We start from the raw sequence: 17,953 nt of genomic DNA, 5'->3' as shown, positions 1-17,953 counted from the left end.
ATGTGTCCCAGCCGTCGTCGACGGGATCCACCAACACCCCCAGGGGACACACCCATGCGACGTACCACCCGCCGCCGCACCATGTCGGCACTCGCCGTCACCGCGCTGGCCGCAGGCACCGCCTTCACCGGGGCGGGCACGGCCGGGGCAGCCCTGACGGTCACCGCCGCCGGATCGGCGCACCCGGTGCCCGCCGCCATCGGCCACCGGCTCACCGGGCACCAGTACCCGAGCCCGCTCAGCATCGCGCAGTGCCAGGCCCAGCTCCAGTCCTCCTGCTACGGCGCCACCCAGCTGGAGCAGGCCTACAACGAGCACCCGCTCTTCGCCAAGGGCATCACCGGCGCCGGCCGCACCATCGTGATCGTCGACTCGTTCGGCTCCCCCACGATCCAGCACGACCTGGACGTCTACAGCGCGCAGTACGGCATACCGAGCGCCAACGTCAAGGTCGTCAAGTCCGGTACGGTGCCGCCGTTCGACCCCACCAACGGCGACATGACCGGCTGGGCGGAGGAGACGACGATCGACGTCGACATGGCCCACGCGATGGCGCCCGGCGCCAACATCGTGCTGCTGGAGACCGGCGTCTCGGAGACCGAGGGCACCACCGGGTTCCCGGAGATGATGACGGGTGAGGACGCGCTCATCAAGCAGGGTGTCGGCGACGTCATCTCGCAGAGTTTCGGCGCCACCGAGAACACCTTCCCCGGCTTCGACAAGGGCGACTACTCCAGCCTGCTGAACCTGCGCTACGCCTTCAAGGACGCGGCCGCGCACGGCGTCACCGTGCTCGCCGCCTCCGGCGACGACGGCGCCACCGACGCCGAGTCGGACGGCAGCACGCTCTACCCGCAGCAGGTGACCTCCTGGCCGCCCTCCGACCCGCTGGTCACCGGCGTCGGCGCGACCACGGTCAAACTGGACGACAACGGCAACCGGCTGAGCCCGGACACCGTCTGGGACGACCCCAGCACGGACAGCGGCGCCTCCGGCGGCGGCAAGTCCAAGGTCTTCAACCGGCCGCTCTTCCAGACCGGCGTGGCGGGCGTGGTCGGCAACTCCCGTGGCGTCCCGGACGTCAGCATGCTCGGCGACCCGCTGACCGGCGTCTGGACGTACAACTCCTTCGGCCCGGACGACAACGGCTGGGAGCTGTGGGGCGGCACCAGCGTCGCCACCCCGATCTTCTCCGGCGTCGTCGCCCTCGCCGCCCAGGAGGCCGGCCACCGCCTCGGCAACCTCAACTACGGCCTCTACGCGCTGGGCGCCCTCCAGCAGGCCGGCGCCCCCGGCACCGGCCTGACCGACGTGGTCGGCGGCTCCAACACCTACAACGGCGTCCCCGGACAGCCCGTGACCCCCGGCTACGACCTGGCCACCGGCTGGGGCACGGTCGACGCCTCGAAGTTCGTCCCGGCCATCGCGGCCCTCGGCTGACCCGACCGCAGGCGCTGAGACGCCGGCCGCCGCCGTCCTCCCGGCGGCGGCCGGCGTCCCGCCGACAGTGAGGTCAGCCGGTCTCGGTCAGGTCCATCCACCAGTCGTTGCTGCGCATGGGGCGACCCGGCGGGTACTCGAAGTCGCAGGCCCCCGCGAGCGTGAACCCGGCCTTGCGGCAGACCGCGTTCGACGCGGGGTTGTCGACCGACGGGAAGGCATGCACCCGGCGCTGCTTGCACTCGGCCCGGGCACTCGCCACGGCCGCCGTCGCCGCAGCCACCGCGATCCCCCGCCCCTGGAACGGCGGCAGCACGTTCCAGCCCATCTCGTACACCTGCTCGCCCTGCCACACCCGCCCGTGGTAGCCGACGGTGCCGACCGCCAGCTCCTCCGGCAGTAGGACGACGACGAACATCCGCCCCCGCCCCGACGCGTTGATGTCCAGATACCGCTGATGCCGCACAAGCACCTGCTCGTCGGTCTCCGCCCCGCCGACGTGCTTCTTCATCTGCGGAGTGTTGACCCGCCGCAGCACCTCCAGCCCGGAGGCATCCCACGGCACGAGCCGCACGCCCTGATCGTCCTGCCCGCCTGTCAGCATCGCCATGATCCAAACCTAGCCACCCCAGGGGCCTGCGGACACTCGATTTTCAGCGGTGGGTGGGGCCCAGGGTCCAGTAGACGAGGGACAGGGTGGCCATCGAGATCAGGGTGGAGAACATCACCGAGTCGCGGGCGAGGCTCGGATCCAGGTTGTACTGGCGGGCGTAGATGAAGGCGTTCTGGGCGGTGGGGAGGGCGGAGCAGAGGACGACGGCGAGGAGTTGGTGCGGGGGGAGGTGGAGGAGGAGGGTGCCGACGGCGAGGGCGATCAGGGGTTGGGCGAGGGTTTTGAGGAGGACGGCGGTGCCGACCTCGGCGGTGAGGCGCCGGCCGGTGGCGCGGCCGTGCAGGGATAGGCCGAGGGTGAGCAGGGCGACGGGGACGGCGGCGCTGCCGAGGAGGTCGCAGGAGTGGGTGAGGGCGGCGGGGAGGTGCCAGTGGGTGGCGGAGAAGAGGGCGCCGAGGGCGGAGGCCATGATGATCGGGTTGCGGATCGGCATGGTCAGGGCGCGGAGCAGGCCGCCCTGGGTGCGGCCTGCGGTGCCGGTGTCGAGCAGGGTGAGGATCACCGGGGTCACGAACAGCACCTGGAACAGCACCACCTGGGCGACGAACGAGGCGTCGCCCAGCACCTGGACGGCGACCGGGATGCCGAGGTTGGCGGAGTTGACGTACCCGGCGGTCATGCCGCTGAGTGCCTGCTCGGCCAGGGGGCGGTGGAAGAGGTGGCGGGCGGCCAGCAGGCCCAGGGCGCAGACCAGGGCGGTTCCGGCGGCGAAGGCGATCATCGCGGTGCTGGCGAAGGCGGTCAGCGGGGTGCGGGCGAGCATGGTGAAGAGGGTGGCGGGCATGGCGACGTGGAAGACGAAGCGGCCGAGCACCGCCTCCGCCTGGTCGCCGAGCAGTCCGCTGCGCGCGGTCAGGTAGCCGATCGTGGTGAGGATCCAGATCGGGACGAATGCGGCGAGCAGCGAGGACATGGCGATCATGATGGCAGCCCGCGGTGAGGGCGCGGCGTCCTCCCCCGGGTGGAGAGGCGGTGCGGACTCCACCCGGGAGTCCACCCGGCGGTCCAGGTGGTGGACACCCTTGCTGCTTACGGTTGGTGACGAGTCGTCAATGAGAGAGGCGGGCCGTCATGGGGTTCCTCACGCTCCTGATCAACCTGAGCATCCTGCTGTGGATCGCCGCCGAGGCGGTGCTGCAGTGGCGCCAGTACCGCGACGGCGGACGGGCCGTGCGGACCGAGTGGCGGTCACTGGGCGTGGTCGCGGCGGGCGTCGTGGTGGGGGACGTCCTGGCCGTCGCGGCGTTGCACGCGCTGCCGGGGGCGGACTTCGGCGGGCGGACGGCGACGCTGGCCGGGGCGCTGGTGGTGCTGTGGGCGGGGGCGGGGTTCCGGCTCTGGGCGATCCGCAGCCTGGGCCGGTTCTTCCGCGGGGTGGTGCACGTGCAGGCGGACCACCAGGTGGTGCGCTCGGGGCCGTACCGGGTGCTGCGCCACCCCGCCTACACCGGGGCGCTGGTGGCCGTCCTCGGTCTCGCGCTGACCTTCGGGAACGTCGCCTCGCTGGTGCTGCTGAGCGGCTGCAACCTGCTCGGCGTGCTCTACCGGATCAAGGTCGAGGAGGCGGTGCTGAGCGCCGAACTCGGCGACGCCTACACGCAGTACGCGGCGCAGACCGCGCGGCTCGTCCCCGGGGTGTGGTGACGACGGGGGGACGAGCCGCGCGGGGACGGGGGGATCAGTCGGCCAGGTGCTCCCGGTCGTCCGCCGCGAGCATCCGGCGGACCTGGTCCAGCAGCGCGCTGGCGTCCGGGTCGGGCTTGTCGCCGGAGTCGACGGAGCCGCGCAGCGCGTCCGCGATCTCCTTGAACTGGACGTCCCAGTCGTTCTGGTAGACCTGCTCGTGCTCCTCGGCGCCGCCGGGCTGGCGCAGGCCGACGGTGAGGTCGACCACCTTGCCGATCAGCGCGGTCATCCCGAACGAGAAGAGCCCGAGCACCAGTACGGCGACCAGCTGCTTGCCGAGCAGGTCGAACCCGCCGCCGAAGAACAGGCCCTTCTTGCCGGTCATCGCGCCGGTGGCGGCCAGGCCGACCATCACCATGCCGAACAGGCCGCCCCAGCCGTGGATGCCGACCACGTCGAGCGTGTCGTCCACGCCGAAGCGGTACTTCCAGCTGATCGCGAAGGCGCAGGTCAGACCGGCCAGGAAGCCGATGATCGCGGCCCAGAGCATGGTCACGCCGCCCGCCAGCGGGGTCATCGCGACCATGCCGGTGACCGCGCCCATGCACATGTCGAGCAGCCCGACCTTGCGGGTGCGCAGGTAGACCGTCACCGCCCAGCCGGCCATCGCGGCGCCGGCCGCCAGCTGGGTGTTCATCACGCCCATCGCCGCAGCGCCGGGAGTGCCCAGCGAGGAGCCGGTGTTGAAGCCGAACCAGCCGAACCAGAGCAGCGAGAGGCCGATCACGACCAGCGGCAGGTTGTGCGGACGGATCTTCGTCCGCTCGAAGTCCTGCCGCCGGCCGGCGACCAGTGCCAGCGCCAGGCCGGCCGCGCCGGAGCTCAGTTCGACGACCGTACCGCCGGAGAAGTCGACCGCGCCCACCTGCTTGGCGACCCAGCCGTCGGGCGCGAACACCCAGTGCGCCATCGGGATGTAGACCAGCAGGGTCCAGGCGCAGACGAAGACGATCCAGCCGCGCATGGTCGCCCGGCCGGCGACCGAGCCGCTGATCAGCGCGACGGTCACGATGGCGAACGACATGTGGAACACCGAGAAGATCACGGTGGGCACGCCGCCGGTGGTGCTGTCCATCCCGACCCCGGACATGAACAGGTGGTTCAGCCCGCCGATCACGCCCAGCCCGCCGGCGTCCGTACCGAACGCCAGGGTGTAGCCGACCGAGAACCAGATGATGGTCACCAGGACCAGACAGACGAAACACATCTTGAGCATCGCGATGACCTGGCTGGTCTTCACCATGCCGCCGTAGAAGAAGGCCAGCCCCGGTGCCATCAGCAGCACCATCGCGGCGGCCATCATCAACCAGGCGCTGTTGCCCGTGTCGAGGGCGCTCACTTCTCCTGCTCCCGCCGTGACAGCACCTCGCGCAGGTCGGCGAGCAGCTGGTGGTCGGCGGCGGCCGGGTCGACCGACTCCGCCCCCGCGCCCACCGGGACCGGCACCCGGGCCTGCACCAACCGCGCCCGGATCTCCGCGATGGTCTCGTCGTCGTAGGCCAACTCCTCCTCGTGGCCCGGGACGTGCTCGTACTCCTCGTCGGCGCGGAAGCCGACGGTCTTCTCGATCACCTTGGCGATCAGCCAGGTGGCCGCGAAGGAGAAGGCCGCACAGGCGATCACCGCGACGGCCTGGCGCCAGAGCAGCCCGACGCCGCCGCCGTAGAACAGGCCCTTCTTGCCGCTCATCTGGGCGGTGGCGAACAGGCCGATGGCCAGCGTGCCGACGATGCCGCCGAAGCCGTGCACGCCGACCACGTCGAGCGTGTCGTCGTAGCCCATCTTGTACTTGAAGTTGATCGCGAAGGCGCAGACCACACCGGCGATGAAGCCGACGGCCAGCGCGCCGATCGGCGAGATCTCACCGCAGGCGGGGGTGATCGCGACCATGCCCGCCACCGCCGCGCCGGCGACGCCGAGCATCTCGACGTGGCCGAGCTTCCACTTCTCGATCAGCGGCCAGCCCACCATGGCTCCGGCGGCGGCCAGTTGGGTGTTGAAGAAGGCCATCGGGGCAGTGCCGCCGGTCTGCAGCGCGGATCCGGCGTTGAAGCCGAACCAGCCGAACCAGAGCAGCGCCAGGCCGACCACCACGAGCGGCAGGTTGTGCGGGCGGATGGTCTCCCGCTCGAAGTCCTTGCGCTTGCGCACCACGATGGCCACGGCCAGGCCCGCCGCTCCGGAGTTGATCTCGACCGGCAGGCCGCCCGCGAAGTCGAGCGCGCCCAGGTGCGCGGTGACCCAGCCGTCGGGCGCGAACACCCAGTGCGCCAGCGGCACGTAGACCAGCAGCGTCCAGGCGACCGCGAACCAGATCCAGCCGCGCATGGTCGCCCGGCCGGCGATGGAACCGCTGATCAGGGCCACCGTGATGATCGCGAAGGCCATCTGGAAGCAGGAGAAGATGACGGTCGGGATGCCGGTGGAGCCCCACAGGCTGGTCATCCCGACGTCGTGCATGAACCAGTGCTCGGGAGTGCCGATCAGGCCGAGGCCGCCGACGTCCTTGCCGAAGGCCAGGCTGTAGCCGATGGCCAGCCAGAGCAGGGTGACCACGGCCAGGCAGACGAAGCTCATCTTGAGCATCACCAGGACGTGTTTGGTCTTGACCATGCCGCCGTAGAAGAAGGCGAGGCCCGGTGTCATCAGCAGCACCATCGCGGTGCTGGCCATGAGCCAGGCGGTGTTGCCCGTATCGAGCGAGGTAGGCATCCGAGGGTCTCCCGGGTCGGGGTACCGTGCCAGGGCGGCACGGTGACGGATCGTCAGGTCTTGCGCATGGCTGGTGCGGGTACGCCGATCAGCAACCGGCGCACCGCGTCCCAGGCCCGCCGGACCGCCGCGGCGACGGCGGGGGAGTCGCCGCCCAGCACGCGCAGCCACGCGCCGCTGTCGGACGGCAGCACGCTCACGCCGTACAACAGCCCGCTGCCCGCCAGCGCGTCGTGCAGCGCGTCGGCGACCGCGGCCGCGGGGGCCAGCGGCGTGACGGCGTAGAAGGTGGACACCAGGTCTTGGGCGGCCAGCACCGCGGGGCCGGTGACCCCGCTGGTGCCCGGCTCCAGCCGCACGGTGTCCAGGGCGAACAGGCGGCTGCCCGACCCGGACGGGTCCGGGCGGCGCCACTCCAGGTCGGCGGCGAAGACCTGGTAGGCGTTGCGCTCGCCGTGCGCGAGCCGCCCGGCCAGCACCGTCTCACCGGCCAGTACGGTGGCGGACGGCGCCGCGGTGATCACGGTGCGCTGGTAGAAGCGGGAGTCGCGGTACGGGATGGTCGGCTCGGGCAGGTACTCGACGTAGCTGTCCTCGGCGGCGCTGAGGTGGACCAGCTGGGTCGCGTAGTCGGCGTCCATCCGGTGGATCTTGGTGGCGGCCTGGGTGGTCAGGTGCACCGCGCTGCCGGGGCCGCAGTCCAGGTCCATCCGCAGTCGGTCGGCCTGCACGATGCCGCCGCCGGTCGACATCAGGTAGGTGATCGCCAGGTCGGGCCGCTCGGGGTCGAAGTGCAGCGGGCGCATGATCTGCAGCGGCGACTTCTGGTAGCGGGTGACGAGTTCGGTGCGCGCGCCGATCCGCTCGAAGCCCAGCTCCAGCAGGCCGACCTTGCCCGGCCGGCCCACGCCGAGCGCCTCCGGCCGGCCGGCGAGGCGGCGGACGGAGGCGGGGACGCGCGCGGGCTCGTAGTGCGCGGGCGTCAGGCGGTGCGGCGCCGCACCGGCCGGTGCGGCCGTGCTCACGCGGGCACCTTGCGGTAGGACTCCAGCAGGTCCGCCACCCGCTCCAGGCCCTCGCCGGTCAGGCTGTTGGTGAGCACCACGGGCCTTCCCTCGCGCACCCGGTCGGCGTCGGACGTCATCACGCCCAGGTCGCAGCGGACGTACCGGGCGATGTCGATCTTGTTGATGACCAGCACGTCCGAGTCGGTGATGCCCGGGCCGCGCTTGCGCGGCATCTTCTCGCCCTCGGCGGTGTCCAGCACGAAGAAGAACATGTCGACCAGCACCGGGCTGAAGGTCAGCGTGAGGTTGTCGCCGCCCGACTCGTAGAGGAGAGTGTCGATGTCGGGGAAGCGTTCCAGGAGTTCGGCCCCGGCGGCGAGGTTCATCGTCGGGTCGTCGCGCACCGCGGTGTGCGGGCAGGCGCCGGTCTCCACGCCCACCACCCGCTCGGGGTCCAGCAGGCCGGCGAGGTTGCGCCGCACGTGCTGGGCGTCCTCCTGGGTGTAGATGTCGTTGGTGATGACCGCCGGGCGGTGCCCGCGCGCGATCAGCACCGGCACCAACGCCTCGACCAGCGCGGTCTTCCCGGAGCCCACCGGCCCGGCGATACCCACGCGCAGCACGTGATCAGTCATGTCTCCCGCTCTCTTCGCTCTCTGGCCCCCGCGGTTGTGCAGTGCTGGTCCGTCAGGTGGCGAACATCCGGGCCTCCGCCCGTTCGTGGCGCCCGGACATGGCGTCGGCGGCCGGGACGCAGCCGCCCAGGTCCGCCAACTCCCTTTCCAGCGCCGCGCCGGTGACCTCCTGGATCACCGGCGCGAGCGCCCGCAGCGCGCTCTGCGCGCGGCGGTGGTCGGTCAGCCGCAGCCGCAGGCCCGCCCCGACGAAGCTGACGGCGAAGGCGAACAGGTCGCTCGCCACCGCCTGTTCGGTCGGCACGCCGCCGGCCGCGTAGGCGACACCGGCCGCGACCGGCTGGCAGCCGGGCGTGAGCTTGGCCGCCACCAGCTCGGCGTAGCGCTCCAACTCCTCACCGCCCAGCGCCAGTCGGGCGGTGTCCAGCATCTGCCGGCCGGTCCTGGTGGAGGCGAGGCGCAGCTCGCGGTTGAGCTTGCTCGCGTGCAGCCGCTCGTCCACCGCGACCACGCCCGCCCAGTCCCCGGCCTCGGCGGCCCGGTGTGCCAGCGCCAGCGCGGTGGCGTCCGCCGGTCCGACCGAGTGCCGCAGTAGGTCGGCCAGCAGCTCCGGCATGCTCTCCGGATCCACCGCCTTGGCCTGCGCGTACCCCTCCAGCCCGTGCGAGAGGGTGTACAGCCCGCTGGGGAAGGCCGAGTCGGTCAGCTGCAGGCTGACCAGCAGCGCGTCCAGCGTCGTCGTCCCGGTCATGCGAGGTAGAAGAGCTGGTTGAGCGGGAGGGTCTCGGCCGGTTCGATGGTGGCCGGGACGCCGTCCAGGGTGACCCGGTAGGTCTCGGGGTCGACCTGGATCAGCGGGGTGGCGTCGTTGCGGACCATGTGCTGCTTGCCGACCGTGCGGCAGTTGCGGACCGGCAGCACCCGGCTCTGCAGGCCGAGTTGGGCCGGCACGCCGAGGTCCACCGCGGCCTGGGACATGAAGGAGACCCGGGTGGCCTGCTTGGCCCGGCCCATCGCGCCGTACATCGGGCGGTAGTAGATCGGCTGGGTGGTGGGCAGCGAGGCGTTCGGGTCGCCCATCAGGGCCCAGTTGATCAGGCCGCCCTTGATCACCAACTTGGGCTTGGCGCCGAAGGAGTTGATCGGCCACAGCACGATGTCCGCGAGCTTGCCCGGCTCCAGCGATCCGATGTGCTCGGCGGTGCCGGAGGCGATCGCCGGGTTGATGGTCAGCTTGGCCAGGTAGCGCAGGACGCGGAAGTTGTCGTTGCGCTCGCTGTCGCCGGCCAGCTTGCCGCGCTGGTCCTTGCAGTGGTGCGCGGTCTGGAAGGCCCGCGCGAAGGACTCGCCGATCCGGCCCATCGCCTGCGAGTCCGAGGAGAAGATGCTGATCACGCCCTCGTCGTGGAGCACCGTCTCGGCGGCCACCGTCTCCGCGCGCACCCGCGAGTCGGCGAACGCCACGTCCTCGGGGATGTCGTGGCTCAGGTGGTGGCAGACCATCACCATGTCGAGCAGCTCGTCGATCGAGTTGACGGTGTAGGGGAGGGTCGGATTGGTCGACGAGGGAAGCACGTTGGGCTCGCCGGCGATCCGCATGATGTCCGGCGCGTGGCCGCCGCCGGCGCCCTCGGTGTGGAAGGTGTGGATGGTGCGGCCGTCGATCGCGGAGAGGGTGTCCTCGTAGAAGCCGCCCTCGTTGAGGGTGTCGGTGTGGATCGCGACCTGCACGTCGTACTCGTCGGCGACCCGCAGCGCGGTGTCGATCGCGGCCGGGGTGGTGCCCCAGTCCTCGTGCACCTTCAGGCCGCAGACGCCGGCCTCGACCTGCTCGCGCAGCGCCTGCGGCAGCGAGGCGTTGCCCTTGCCCAGCAGGCCGACGTTGACCGGCAGGTCCTCGACGGCCTGGTACATCCGGTGGATGTTCCAGGGTCCCGGGGTGCAGGTGGTGCCGTTGGTGCCGTCGGAGGGGCCGGTGCCGCCGCCGATCAGGGTGGTGATCCCGTTCGTCAGGCCCTCCTGGACCTGCTGCGGGGCGATGAAGTGGATGTGGGTGTCGATGCCGCCGGCCGTCGCGATCAGGTGTTCGCCGGAGATCACCTCGGTGCCCGGGCCGATCACCAGGCGCGGGTCCACCCCGCTCTGCAGGCGGGGGTTGCCGGCCTTGCCGACCGCGGTGATGAAGCCGTCCCGGACGCCGATGTCGCCCTTGACGATGCCGAGCACCGGGTCCATCACCACCACATTGGTGATCACCAGGTCGAGCGCGCCCTGCAGCGAGGTGGCCGCCGGGTCCTGGGCCATCCCGTCCCGGATGCCCTTGCCGCCGCCGTAGACGGCCTCGTCGCCGTAGTGGCCCTCGTTGAAGTCCTTCTCCACCTCGACCACCAGGTTGGTGTCCGCGAGGTGGAAGCGGTCGCCGACGGTGGGACCGAAGAGGTCGGTGTACTGCCTGCGCGGGATGATCGCCATCAGTGCTCGCCCTCCACGGTCTCCAGGCGGGCGCCCTTGAAGCCGAGTTCGACGGCGCGGCGCAGCGCGCGGGTGCGGGCGTCGGCCGAGCCGAGGCCGCCGTCCACCAGGGCGCTGAAGCCGACCAGCCGCCGGTGCCCGGCGTACGCGGCAAGCTCCACCTCGCGCGTGTCGCCGGGCTCGAAGCGCACGGCGGTGCCGGCGGGGAGGTCCAGGTGCATTCCGTAGGCGCTGTTGCGGTCGAAGTCCAGGGCGCGGTTGACCTCGAAGAAGTGGTAGTGCGAGCCGATCTGGACGGCCCGGTCGCCGGTGTTGCTCACCGCCAGGCGCACCTTGGCCCGACCGGCGTTGATCTCGATCGGATCGTCTCCGTACAGGTATGCGGAACTCCCGGACATGGCGCCTCTTTCTGCTGCTACGGCGGTGCGGCTGGACCGAGGGGCGGTCAGTGCCGGTGGGGGTGGGTGGCGGAGTGGTCGTGCGTGTGGGCGTAGCCGTGGCCGTGCTCGGCGTCGAGGCCGGCGGCGATGCCGTCGTCCCCGTGGGCGAGTCGGTGCAGGGCGGCGGCGGTGCGGGCGCGCAGGACCGCGGCGAGCGCGGGTGCGCCGAGCAGCGGGCCGCCGTCCTCGGCGTCCTGGACCGGACGGGTCGAGGCCGGCCCGAAGCCCGCCGACAGCAGGACGACGCGGCGCGCCCCCAGCCGCAGGCAGCGCTGAACGCCCTCGGGCGGGCTCGGGTCGCCGCCGTCGAAGGCCACCTCCACCCGCCGGTGCGTGCCGTAGCGGCTGACCAGCCGGGCGACGCGGAAGAGTTCGGCGTCCTCGAACGGTCCGGCGGCCGGGGCCGTGACCAGCATCGCGCAGTCCTCGCGCCGGGCTCCGGCAGTGCGCCCGGCGGCGGCCCGCAGCCAGCCGATCAGGTGAGCGGGGGTGCCGAACGGCTCGGCCAGCACGATCCGGCCGGGTGCGCGGTGACCGGTGGCGGTGAGCCAGCGCAGCGCCCGGGCGGTGTCGGCGACCAGGCCGGGGTCGCGGCCGAGCGTCATCGGCAGGACGCAGACCGGGCGGTCCGCGTGCGCGAGGGCGTCGGTGACGGCCGTCGCCAGCTCCCGGCCGACGGGGACGGCACGGAAGGCGCCGAAGGCGCCGCTGTCCGGGGAGCCGTCGGGGGAGCTGTCCGCGGAGTCGGAACAGAACTGTCGGAGGTCGGCCGCCCGGGCGCTCTCGTGTCCGCCGACCAGGACCAGGGTGGCGGCGGCCGGGTCCGAGCCGTGCTCCGTACGCGGCTTCGGGGCGGCCTCGGCGGTCGTCGTCATGGCTCAGGCACCCACGGGGTCATGGCAGGAGACGAGCTTGGTGCCGTCCAGGAAGGCCGCCTCGATCTGCAGCAGCGGCAGCATCTCGCGCACGCCGGGCATGACCTCCTCGGCGGAGACGACCTTCTTGCCGAGCTCCATGCACTCGGCCAGCGTCCGGCCGTCCCGGGCCGCCTCCAGGATGCCCTCGCTGATCAGCGCGACGGCCTCGCTGTAGTTCAGCCTGAGGCCGCGCGCGCGGCGGCGGCGGGCCAGGTCGGCCACCACGTAGACATAGAGCTTGTCGATCTCCCGTGGAGCGAGGTTCACGGCTGCCGTCCTTTCGAGGGCGAGGGCGAGTGCCCGCCCGCGACCGCGGGTGCCGGTCGGGGGCGGCTTGCGAGGTCGGGGCGGTGCCCTGGGGGCCCGGGACGTCCGTGCGGGGGTGGGTCGCGCGAACGTCAATAATTTCACGATGCGGAAAATAACTTCCGCTCGGAACGAAACGTAGAGCGGCGATCAGGGCGCGTCAACGGTTTGTTGAGAGCCTTGGCCGTTTCTTTAACCGGCGACCGCGCCGGTTTTCTGGACAACTCCGATACGTATCAAGCGAGTTGGGGTACTGCGCGGGCGGCGGCGGAGCTGGGCGACTGTGCCGCTTCGGCACAAGCAGGACGTACTTGGGCTTTCGGCCGGTGCGGCGAGAGTGCGTGCCGGGCGTCGCGACGGGGCGAAGGTTGCCTGACGCGGCACTAGGCACCCCTGGCGACCGCCCGCAGCCCAGACCGAACGGGGGCCGATGCGTGCGCTCACATGTCCAGGACCACGTCGGCGGGGGGCGTCGAACAGCAGATGAGTGCGCTGCCTTCGGCCGGGAGTTCCAGGGGCTGCGGGGAGTACGCGACCTGGCCGGAGAGAACCGCGGTCTCGCAGGTGTGACAGATTCCGGTGCGGCAGGACCAGCGCACGGGGACGTCGCACGCCTCGGCGAGTTCGAGCAGCGTCCCGTAGCCGGAGTGCCAGGGGACGGTCAGGCCGCTGCGGGCGAAGGAGACGGACGGCCCCGGTTGTCCGTCGGGTGGCCGGGCCGGCTGGTGTGCTGCCCGAGCGGAGCCGGCGACCACGCCGGGAGTGAGGGCGGCGGCGGCTCCGAAGAGCTCGGTGTGGATCCGCGCGGACGGCAGGCCGCAGGCCTCCAGGGCATCGGTCATGTCCCGCATGAACGCGGCGGGCCCGCACACGTAGGCGTCGGCGTCCTGCGGCGGGTCGAGGCCGCGGATCACCTCGCGGCTGAGCCTCCCGCGTGCTGTGTAGTCGACGCCTGGACGGTCGACGTCCGACGGACGGCTGTAGGAGACGAACGAGCGGCAGGCGGGCAGCCGGGAGAGCAGGGCGCGCACCTCGTCGGCGAAGGGGTGGTTCTCGCTGTTCCGGGCCGCGTGCAGCCACCACACCACGCGCGGCGAGGGCTCCGCGGCCAGGGCGTGCAGCATGGCCAGCACCGGGGTGGCGCCGACACCGGCGGACAGCAGCAGTACGGGGGTGGCCGCGTCCGCCAGTAGGAACGTCCCGCGCGGAGCGGCGACATCGAGAAGGTCGCCGACCCTCACGTGCTGACGCAGGTACGTGCTGGCGACGCCCTGCGGTTCCTGCTTGACGCTGATCCGGTACGTCGCGGCGCCCGGGCGGCCGGAGAGCGAGTAGCTGCGGATGACCGGGGAGGTCTGTGCGTCCGGCGGCAGGCGGACCCCGACGAACTGCCCCGGCAGCGCGGACGGCAGCGGCTCACCGTCGGCCGACGCCAGCGCGAGCGAGAAGATACTCGCGCTCTCCGGCGTGACACCGACGACTTCGAGTCGGCGAAATCCGGGCCACGCCGGTGGCGGGCCGCTGGTGGTCAGCCCGCTGTTCCCGCCCACGGCACCCGAGCCGCGGACCGCGTCGTCGAGCAGGGCTTGCAGTGAGGCTTTCCAGCCGGGGCTCAGCGCGGGGATGCGCAGGGCCCGTTCGAGCTGCGGGCGGCTGTGGCCGGGAAGGTAGAGCAGCGCGTCGATCTCCGCGACGGTCAGCTCCTCGGGGCCCGAGGCGATCTTCACGATCTCGTCCCCGGCCCGCACCTGACCCTCCGTCAGTACCCGCAGGTAGAAGCCCGGGCGGCGATGGGACACCAGCAGGGCGGCCATCTGCGGCTCCCCGAGCCGAAGCCCCACGCGGTAGCACGTCACGCGGGGCTGGGTGACCTCGAAGACCGCGCCGCCGATCCGGTAGCGGTCGCCGATGCACACCTCGTCGTCGGCGAGACCGTCCACGGTGAGGTTCTCGCCGAACTGGCCGTACGGGAAGGCATCCCGCCGCAGCTGCTCCTGCCAGTGTCGATAGGAGCTCAACTGGTAGACCAGTACCGCGCGTTGCTCGCCCCCGTGTCCGGCGAGGTCACCCTGCCCGTCGCCGTCCAGATTGAGCCGGCGTGCCATCACGGGCCCTGCGACGGGGTACTTCCAGATGCCGGTGCGGACGGTTCCGCCATGCCAGGCGACGTCCTTGGGCATGCCGACGTTCACGGCGATCAGAACGGCCATCCGACGTCCCTTCGGTCGAGCGCTGCCGGGCCGGTACCTCCAGCCTCGTACGGTCGGACCGCGGCCGCACCCGAAAGCCCCGGCCGCACCCATGAGCCCCACCCGGCGCCGGGGCCCGGTGAGTCGTAGCGTGAGAGCCGGAGGGCGCACTTCTGGCGCGAGAACCTCGGCTTGGACAGATCCATGAGCACAGATCCATGAGCACAGTGCAGAAGGTCGCGATCGTCACCGGTGCCTCACAGGGCATCGGCGCGGCCGTTGCGCAGGCGTATCGCCGGCACGGGTACGCCGTCGTCGCGACGGCCCGGTCCATTCCCCCGTCGGACGCCCCGGACGTGCTGACCGTCGCCGGCGACCTGGCCCGGCCCGGTACCGGTGCGCACATCGTCGAACAGGCACTGGACCGCTTCGGCAGGGTCGACACGCTGGTGAACAACGCCGGCGTCTACGTGGAGAAACCGTTCACCGACTACACCGACGCCGACTACGACCTGGTGACCGGCGTCAACCTGCGCGGATTCTTCGACGTCACGCGCAGCGCCCTCCCGGCGATGCTGGCGGGTGGCGCCGGCGGGCACATCCTGTGCGTGTCGACGTCGCTGGTCGACCGCGCCAACGCGCGCGTACCCGCGGCACTCGCCTCGCTGACCAAAGGCGGCCTGGTCGCGGCGACCAGGGAGCTGGCCATCGAGTACGCGGCGCGCCGCATCCGCGCCAACGCCGTCTCGCTCGGCGTCATCCGCACCCCGACGAGCCCGCGCGACCCGGGCGGGGCACTCGCCGCGCTGCACCCGCTCGGGCGGATGGGCGAGATCGACGACGTCGTCGGGGCGGTCATGTACCTGGAGCAGGCGTCATTCGTCACCGGCGAGATCCTGCACGTCGACGGCGGCCAGAGCGCCGGCTTCTGAGACGCCCGCCGGGGGAGTTCCCGCCGAGTGGTGGCAGGGTGTCGGTGGTGTGAGCATCGAGACGGGGGCGAATGCAGGAACGGGGACAGAACCGGCATCGGGAGCGATCCACCATGCGCACTCGCAAGCAGCTGACTCCGCTCGGCGCCATCGGCGCGGGTCTGGCGGCCGGAGCCATCGGCACCCTCTGCATGGACACGGTGCGGTTCCTGCGGCAGCGCCGAACCGGAGGCGAACGCAACCCCCTGCGCTGGGAGTTCGCCCCCGTCCCCACCTGGCAGGAGGCGCCGGATCCGGGGCAGGTCGGCAAGCGGCTGGCCGAGGCCTTCACCCAGCGCGTGTTGCCGGACCGCGCGGCGTTCCCCGTCAGCACGTTCATGCACTGGGCCTACGGAGTCGGCAACGCGGCCGCCTACGGCGTCGTCACCGCCTCGGTGCGCAGGCCACACGTCCTCTATGGGCTTCCGTACGGCGCGCTCGTCTGGATCAGCGGATACGTGCTGCTTCCGATGGCGGGACTCTACGAACCCATCTGGAGATACGACGCCAGGACGCTGGGCGATGACCTGACCGCCCACCTCGCCTACGGCATCGGCACGAGCAGCGCCTTCTGGGTGTTGAGCAGGGTCGCGGCGTTCTGAGCTCTGGGCGCCGGCGAGAGTCCTAACCGAGTGAGTCGAGGAGTGCGGACACCTGGGGGTCGACGAGCCGGTAGCGGACGATCCGGCCGTCCTTCTCGGCGGCCACCGTGCCCGAGGCCCGCAGCAGGCGCAGTGCCTGGGAGACCGCGCTGTCCCGGATGCCGGTGGCCAGGGCGAGGTCGGAGACCGCGATCGGGCCGGCGCGGTGCAGGGAGAGCAGCAGGGCCAGCCGGCCCGGCTCGCCCAGGAGGGCGAAGCGTGAGGCCCAGGCGTGGACCCGTTCGGGGTCGCCGATCGCGTCGATGGCGTCACAGACCGTGTGCTCGTCGATGGCGCGCCAGTGCTCGCGCTCTTCGGGGACCAGATGCATGACCCCATCCTCACCCCTAAAGGCAGGTGATATCCAACACCCGCGTCTCGACATCTGCATATCTGTGCAGGCTTGTGGATCACGTCCCGTTGCCCCTACCGTGTTGAGCGCCGTGGTGTTCGGGAAGACCGGTGACGGATCCTTCGGGATCCCAGACCGGAGCGGCCCTCGCCACTGTGATCGGGAAGTCATCGCCCCACCCCCGTCCGCGAGGACGGGCGGCCACTGGACACGTCGTCCGGGAAGGCCGGGGGCGCGGACGTTCGACCCGTCAGCCAGGAGACCGGCCACGGCACCCGCATGAAACCCGCTCAGCCCTCCCGGGCCGGGTGGCGCTCCCCATCGAGGTGCTGGAGAGGCTTTCCTGAGATGACCATGCCCAAAAACGCCGCCCCCGCGGCGTCCCCGGCCACGGCCGGCCCGATTCCCGCCACCCCGCTGATGCGCTGGGAGCGCAAGGACTGGATACGCACCGGCGGCCTGCTCGCGGTGATCGCGGCCATGCACGTGGCGGCCTTCGGCATCCTGACGGTGATGGTCGCCCCGCACCACTACGCCATCGGCACCCAGGTGTTCGGCCTCGGGCTGGGCGTGACCGCCTACACCCTGGGCATGCGGCACGCCTTCGACGCCGACCACATCGCGGCGATCGACAACACCACCCGCAAACTGATGGCCGACGGCAAGCGGCCGGTCTCGGTCGGCTTCTGGTTCGCGCTCGGCCACTCCACCATCGTGGTCGTCCTGGCCGGCGGCATCGCGGCCGGCGCGCACTTCGTCACCACCCTGACCGACGACAACTCCAGCACCCACAAGGTGCTCGGCGTGGTCAGCACCAGCATCTCCGGCTCCTTCCTCTACCTGATCGCCGCCCTCAACCTGGTCTCGCTCTTCGGCATCTACCGGGTGTTCAAGGCGATGCGGGCCGGCCAGTTCGACGAGCACGAGCTGGAGAAGCACCTGGACAACCGCGGCTTCATGAACCGCATCCTGGGCCGGCTCACCAAGTCGATCACCCGTCCGGGCCAGATGTACCCGATCGGCCTGCTCTTCGGCATCGGCTTCGACACCGCCACCGAGGTCACCCTGATGGTGATGGCCGGCTCCGGCGCGGCCGCCGGACTGCCCTGGTACGCGATCCTCTGCCTGCCGCTGCTCTTCGCCTCGGGGATGAGCCTCTTCGACACCCTCGACGGCACCTTCATGAACTTCGCCTACCACTGGGCGTTCTCCAACCCGGTCCGCAAGGTCTACTACAACCTCACCATCACCGGGCTGTCGATCGCCGTCGCCTTCCTGATCGGCACCATCGAGCTGGTCGGAGTCCTGCACGACCAGCTCAACTTGGATGACCCGGTGAGCAACTGGATCTCCGGCATCAACCTCAACAACGTCGGCTTCGTCATCGTGGGGCTGTTCGTGGCGGTCTGGGCGAGCGCCCTGGCGTACTGGCGGTTCGCCAAGGTCGAGAACACCTGGGCCCGCAAGGCCGAGGACGCCGCCGTCGAAGGGGTCTGACGCTACGGCGTTACA

At 71.4% G+C, this 17,953-nt stretch carries 18 protein-coding genes and 1 riboswitch; of the genes, 5 read left to right on the top strand and 13 right to left on the bottom strand.

Going from position 1 to position 17,953, the window contains the following annotated elements:
* Positions 1-54: 54 nt before the first annotated feature.
* Positions 55-1,440: a S53 family peptidase gene (locus BS80_RS33040; RefSeq protein ID WP_035805036.1), complete on the top strand. Its 1,386-nt coding sequence runs from the start codon at positions 55-57 to the stop codon at positions 1,438-1,440.
* A gap of 73 nt (positions 1,441-1,513) precedes the next feature.
* Here the strand turns inward: BS80_RS33040 and BS80_RS33035 are convergent, their stop codons facing one another.
* Complete coding sequence (locus tag BS80_RS33035; protein ID WP_232246743.1) at positions 1,514-2,050, bottom strand: GNAT family N-acetyltransferase; 537 nt, start codon at positions 2,048-2,050, stop codon at positions 1,514-1,516.
* 43 nt (positions 2,051-2,093) lie between these two features.
* On the bottom strand, positions 2,094-3,026 hold the full coding sequence (locus BS80_RS33030; RefSeq protein WP_232246742.1) for an AEC family transporter: 933 nt from the start codon (positions 3,024-3,026) through the stop codon (positions 2,094-2,096).
* Between the two features lie 158 nt (positions 3,027-3,184).
* On the opposite strand from BS80_RS33030, the gene BS80_RS33025 reads away from it, so the two are divergent.
* The gene (locus tag BS80_RS33025) at positions 3,185-3,757 is read left to right on the top strand and encodes a methyltransferase family protein (protein ID WP_035805028.1); all 573 of its coding nucleotides are present in this window, start codon (positions 3,185-3,187) and stop codon (positions 3,755-3,757) included.
* A 34-nt stretch (positions 3,758-3,791) separates the two neighbouring features.
* On the opposite strand, the gene BS80_RS33020 is transcribed toward BS80_RS33025, so the two are convergent.
* From BS80_RS33020 to BS80_RS32975, 10 genes are all read right to left on the bottom strand, one after another.
* Positions 3,792-5,138: an ammonium transporter gene (locus BS80_RS33020; RefSeq protein ID WP_035805025.1), complete on the bottom strand. Its 1,347-nt coding sequence runs from the start codon at positions 5,136-5,138 to the stop codon at positions 3,792-3,794.
* Positions 5,135-6,511: an ammonium transporter gene (locus tag BS80_RS33015; RefSeq protein ID WP_035805023.1), complete on the bottom strand. Its 1,377-nt coding sequence runs from the start codon at positions 6,509-6,511 to the stop codon at positions 5,135-5,137. The genes BS80_RS33020 and BS80_RS33015 overlap by 4 nt, the downstream gene beginning before the upstream one ends.
* Before the next feature lie 53 nt (positions 6,512-6,564).
* Positions 6,565-7,536 (bottom strand): urease accessory protein UreD, encoded by a 972-nt coding sequence (locus tag BS80_RS33010; RefSeq protein ID WP_083975628.1) that lies wholly within the window; start codon positions 7,534-7,536, stop codon positions 6,565-6,567.
* A complete protein-coding gene (gene ureG / locus BS80_RS33005) occupies positions 7,533-8,153 on the bottom strand; it encodes an urease accessory protein UreG (protein ID WP_035805020.1) in 621 nt (206 codons plus the stop codon). Before ureG ends, BS80_RS33010 begins: the two co-directional genes overlap by 4 nt.
* Before the next feature lie 52 nt (positions 8,154-8,205).
* Complete coding sequence (locus tag BS80_RS33000) at positions 8,206-8,904, bottom strand: urease accessory protein UreF (protein ID WP_035805018.1); 699 nt, start codon at positions 8,902-8,904, stop codon at positions 8,206-8,208.
* Entirely contained in the window at positions 8,901-10,625 is a 1,725-nt protein-coding gene (ureC, locus tag BS80_RS32995; protein ID WP_035805016.1) for an urease subunit alpha, read from the bottom strand. The genes BS80_RS33000 and ureC overlap by 4 nt, the downstream gene beginning before the upstream one ends.
* Positions 10,625-11,023: an urease subunit beta gene (locus BS80_RS32990; protein WP_035805014.1), complete on the bottom strand. Its 399-nt coding sequence runs from the start codon at positions 11,021-11,023 to the stop codon at positions 10,625-10,627. The genes ureC and BS80_RS32990 overlap by 1 nt, the downstream gene beginning before the upstream one ends.
* Positions 11,024-11,070: 47 nt before the next feature.
* Positions 11,071-11,940 carry a sirohydrochlorin chelatase gene (locus BS80_RS32985; RefSeq protein WP_051967523.1) on the bottom strand — a complete coding sequence of 290 codons (870 nt, stop codon included), beginning with the start codon at positions 11,938-11,940 and terminating at the stop codon, positions 11,071-11,073.
* Between the two features lie 3 nt (positions 11,941-11,943).
* On the bottom strand, positions 11,944-12,249 hold the full coding sequence (locus BS80_RS32980; RefSeq protein WP_035805011.1) for an urease subunit gamma: 306 nt from the start codon (positions 12,247-12,249) through the stop codon (positions 11,944-11,946).
* Between the two features lie 479 nt (positions 12,250-12,728).
* Complete coding sequence (locus tag BS80_RS32975) at positions 12,729-14,498, bottom strand: MOSC and FAD-binding oxidoreductase domain-containing protein (protein ID WP_035805008.1); 1,770 nt, start codon at positions 14,496-14,498, stop codon at positions 12,729-12,731.
* Positions 14,499-14,695: 197 nt separating this feature from the next.
* Here BS80_RS32975 and BS80_RS32970 point away from each other — a divergent pair, with 197 nt between their 5' ends.
* A complete protein-coding gene (locus BS80_RS32970; protein ID WP_035805003.1) occupies positions 14,696-15,409 on the top strand; it encodes an SDR family NAD(P)-dependent oxidoreductase in 714 nt (237 codons plus the stop codon).
* Between the two features lie 113 nt (positions 15,410-15,522).
* Positions 15,523-16,050: a hypothetical protein gene (locus BS80_RS32965; RefSeq protein ID WP_035805000.1), complete on the top strand. Its 528-nt coding sequence runs from the start codon at positions 15,523-15,525 to the stop codon at positions 16,048-16,050.
* A gap of 22 nt (positions 16,051-16,072) precedes the next feature.
* On the opposite strand, the gene BS80_RS32960 is transcribed toward BS80_RS32965, so the two are convergent.
* Positions 16,073-16,420, bottom strand: a complete 348-nt coding sequence (locus BS80_RS32960) for an ArsR/SmtB family transcription factor (protein WP_035804997.1) — start codon at positions 16,418-16,420, stop codon at positions 16,073-16,075.
* Positions 16,421-16,516: 96 nt separating this feature from the next.
* Positions 16,517-16,726, top strand: a riboswitch (cobalamin riboswitch).
* A 63-nt stretch (positions 16,727-16,789) separates the two neighbouring features.
* Between BS80_RS32960 and nicT the strand changes: the two genes are divergently transcribed.
* A complete protein-coding gene (nicT, locus tag BS80_RS32955; protein WP_035804995.1) occupies positions 16,790-17,938 on the top strand; it encodes a Nickel transporter NicT in 1,149 nt (382 codons plus the stop codon).
* The last annotated feature ends 15 nt before the right edge of the window (positions 17,939-17,953 follow it).

Origin of the sequence: Kitasatospora mediocidica KCTC 9733 (assembly GCF_000744225.1) — a bacterium.
Taxonomy (GTDB): domain Bacteria; phylum Actinomycetota; class Actinomycetes; order Streptomycetales; family Streptomycetaceae; genus Kitasatospora; species Kitasatospora mediocidica.
This window is presented reverse-complemented; position numbering and strand designations above follow the sequence as displayed.